The 3,302-nt window shown below is 55.5% G+C and carries 3 protein-coding genes; all 3 read right to left on the reverse strand.

The features are described from left to right. Positions 1 to 229: 229 nt before the first annotated feature. Positions 230 to 949 (reverse strand): TetR/AcrR family transcriptional regulator, encoded by a 720-nt coding sequence (locus tag ACXRVY_RS21240; protein WP_223457958.1) that lies wholly within the window; start codon positions 947 to 949, stop codon positions 230 to 232. A gap of 91 nt (positions 950 to 1,040) precedes the next feature. Next, positions 1,041 to 1,958: a LysR family transcriptional regulator gene (locus ACXRVY_RS21245; protein ID WP_457265896.1), complete on the reverse strand. Its 918-nt coding sequence runs from the start codon at positions 1,956 to 1,958 to the stop codon at positions 1,041 to 1,043. 118 nt (positions 1,959 to 2,076) lie between these two features. Continuing rightward, entirely contained in the window at positions 2,077 to 3,288 is a 1,212-nt protein-coding gene (locus tag ACXRVY_RS21250; RefSeq protein ID WP_457265897.1) for an MFS transporter, read from the reverse strand. Between the last annotated feature and the right edge of the window lie 14 nt (positions 3,289 to 3,302).

Genomic DNA, 3,302 nt, shown 5'->3' on the forward strand with positions numbered 1-3,302 from the left:
ATTGAAGTAAATAGCCGCGGGACCAAATTTTTTGAGGACGGCCCCTGAACCACGTCGTGGTGGCGTCTCGGCAGGGCGAGTTCCAGGTGTTTGGAAAGGGCTTTTCAGAGCGAAATAGCGGGATGCACGCCCTCCCGCCACCTATCCAGCTAAAGGCTGAAACAGGTGATGAGTGGTCGACAAAAAGAAGGGTGGAAGCAGGATGTCATCAGGTGGGCAAGCGGAAAAATCAATTCAAGCGAGGCTTTTCGCCGAGGTCGTTGTCGACCTGAGCCAATACATGGGGACCGCCATTGAGGAACGCATCGACCATCTGCTCTATCAGCGCGTCAATGTCCTCGGTCACTGGAAGATCGTAGATCCATTTGCGCACGCCAATATAGAAAATGCTGGCATGCAAACTCCAGATCAGTTCGAGCTCTTTTTCATTGATCGTTTCACCGCAGGAAGGCGCCAGACCATGGGCATGGCGAATTTCCGCAATAACAGGAATGAAGACTCGCTCACGCAATTTGGCCAGATACCGATCGTTGATGCCTTCACGGGTCAACCCGGCGAAAACGAAGATGCGAATCCATTCTCGCCGCAAAATCACGTTTGCGTATGAGGTATAGAAACGAACCAGGCGAGCCTGAAGGGGTTGCGAACGATCCTTGATTATCGTCTCCCAAGAGGCATCCCACTGATATACCTCGTCGTAAACACGGTCGATCAATGCCTCTTTGCTGGGGAAATAGCGGTAGAGCAACGGCTGGGTAACGTCCAGTTGCCGCGCCAGCTCACGGGTGCTTCCCGAGAATCCGCACGTCGCAAAGTGCTCGATGGCTTTGTGCACGATCTGCTTTTCCCGGACCTCTGGAGAAAGGCGCCGAGTCGCCGCTTTGACGGTGCCCTGTGAGTCCGCTGATTTTTCCGGCGTTCTCTCGTCTACGTTTTTTGAGTCTTGCATAACGCCTCACTAGAGCTTCATCGAGGCATCATACAAAACAAAAGAATGCGCTGGCTATGAACCCGACCCGGCTTCTGAGGACGCCAGCAGATCAATTCCCGGGGAGGTGTTCAGGCCCCAGTAATTCACTGATGAAATCGATAAACGCATTGACGCGTCTGGAGCCGCGATGATTGGGAAGATACAGCGCGGAAATGGCCGAACTTGCATCGTTGGGATTGATCACAAAAGACTCGAACAACGACGTCAAGTCGCCGCTGTCGATATCATCGTCGACGAGCCAATCCGGTAACAGCGCCACCCCACCGCCGGCCAGTACAACTTCGCGCAAAACCTCCGCATTGTTGCTTTTGAAGCGGCCGTCAATGGGCACTCGCGTCTCCTCACCGTCCTTTTGGAACGTCCAGACCTGCTGCTTTGCCCCGTAACTGAAGCGCATGCACTCGTGCTGCAGCAGGTCCAGAGGCTGTTCGGGAAAGCCATGCGTATTCAAGTACGCGGCGCTGGCAACCGCCCGACGCCGAAAATGACCGATGGGACGACTGACCACACCATCCATCGCTGCTGCCGATCCCAACCGTATCGATAGATCGACGCGCTCGCCGAGCAACTCGACGATGTCGTCAGAAAGTGTCATGTCCAACACCAACTGCGGGTAACGTTTCAAAAGCGAGGCGATATGCGGAGCAATGAGACGCCGTCCAAGCGCCACCGGCACCGAAATACGCAGATGCCCCGCAGGGATTTCCCCACGGTCAGTGACTGAGGCATCCGCTTCGGCCACAGCATTGAGCACCTCCCGCGCTTTCAAATAGTAGGCGGCCCCGGCATCTGACAATGAGATTTGACGGGGGGAGCGGTTAAGCAGGACAGCGCCCAGTTCAGCCTCAAGCCCATCGATCATCCGGGTTACAGATGACGTAGCCATGCCTAATTGTCGTGCGGCAGAAGAAAAACCCTTCGAATCCACCGCCTGGACGAACATTTTCAATGCGAGCAGCTTGTCCATGACACTCCTTGAGTTACCGGGCGCTGACTGGGAACGGTGCGCCTATTGAATCACTGATTGGATTTGATGACGAACTTGGGGCTCCCTCCCCAATCGTTTGTTCAGGCGACGGATTTACTCAGTGGGTCTGCCCGCTTCTACGGGACACCATCAAGAACGCGATCAGAGTGGCCAGTGACAATGCACTTCCGACTGCGGCAATCGCCAACCAGCTGAAGTGTTCATAAAGCGAGCTGGCCACCGAGGAGCCGATCGCCCCGCCAATGAAGATGCTGATCATGTACAACGCATTCAGACGGCCTCGGTTGGCAGTGCCCAAGGCGTAGACGGCTCGTTGCCCAAGCACCATGTTCATCTGCACGGCAAAATCCAGCGCGATACCCGTAACCGCTAACCCGATCACACCGTAAAAAGGATTGATGAAGGCCGGCAGGAAACTCACTGCACCCAATATCATCGCCAACTGTGAGGCTCGTCGAGTGTGCCCCGCATCAGCGAGTCGACCACTGATAGGTGCGGCGATTGCGCCGATGGCGCCGACCAGAGAGAAAATCGCAATCTGACTTTGCGTGAGGCCGAACTCACGGCTCAATACCAGGGGGACAGCGGTCCAGAACAAGCTGAACGCCGCAAACATCAACCCTTGATAGAGCGCTCGTTGACGCAATACCGGCTCACGGTAAAACAATTGTCCAAGGGACTTCAGCAACTGCCCATACGACGCGCGATGGGTCGGTTGCCATTTGGGCATGGTCATGCCGATCACCATGGAGATGACGAACATCAACGCAGCCGCGCCGATAAATACTGCCCGCCAGCCAAAATGATCAGCAACCAGGCTCGACAGCGGACGCGCAAGCAGGATCCCCAACAGCAAGCCCCCCATGATCCCGCCCACCACTCGGCCGCGAGACTCTTCCGGCGTCAGATGCGCGGCCAATGGAATCAGCATCTGCACGCAGACCGAGCTGAAACCGATGAGTGCCGAGACGACAAGAAACACACTCGGTTGCCTGGCCAAACCAGCGGCGATCAGGCTGAAGATTGTAACCACGATCGTCGCGATCATCAGTCGGCGGTTTTCCATGAGGTCCGCCAAGGGAACCAGGAAAAACAATCCGAGTGCGTAACCAATTTGAGTCAGCGATACGATAAAGCTGGCGCTGCCATTCGACATGCCGATATCCGGGGCGATCAAGCTGATAATCGGTTGTGCGTAATAGATGTTGGCCACGATGGCACCACAACAAAACGCAAAGAGAAGCACCATTCCCCTCGTCATTGAAGCTTTTGTTATCGCCGCTGCTGTGCCGCTGGTTGAAACGCTCATGCCATGAACTCCTG

The organism is Pseudomonas sp. P5_A2_2, from assembly GCF_054177685.1.

Excerpts from the sequence above, each read along its gene's own strand:
- ACXRVY_RS21240 (WP_223457958.1), bottom strand. The coding sequence starts at position 949 with ATGCAAGACTCAAAAAACGTAGACGAGAGAACGCCGGAAAAATCAGCG.
- ACXRVY_RS21245 (WP_457265896.1), bottom strand. The coding sequence starts at position 1,958 with ATGGACAAGCTGCTCGCATTGAAAATGTTCGTCCAGGCGGTGGATTCG.
- ACXRVY_RS21250 (WP_457265897.1), bottom strand. The coding sequence starts at position 3,288 with ATGAGCGTTTCAACCAGCGGCACAGCAGCGGCGATAACAAAAGCTTCA.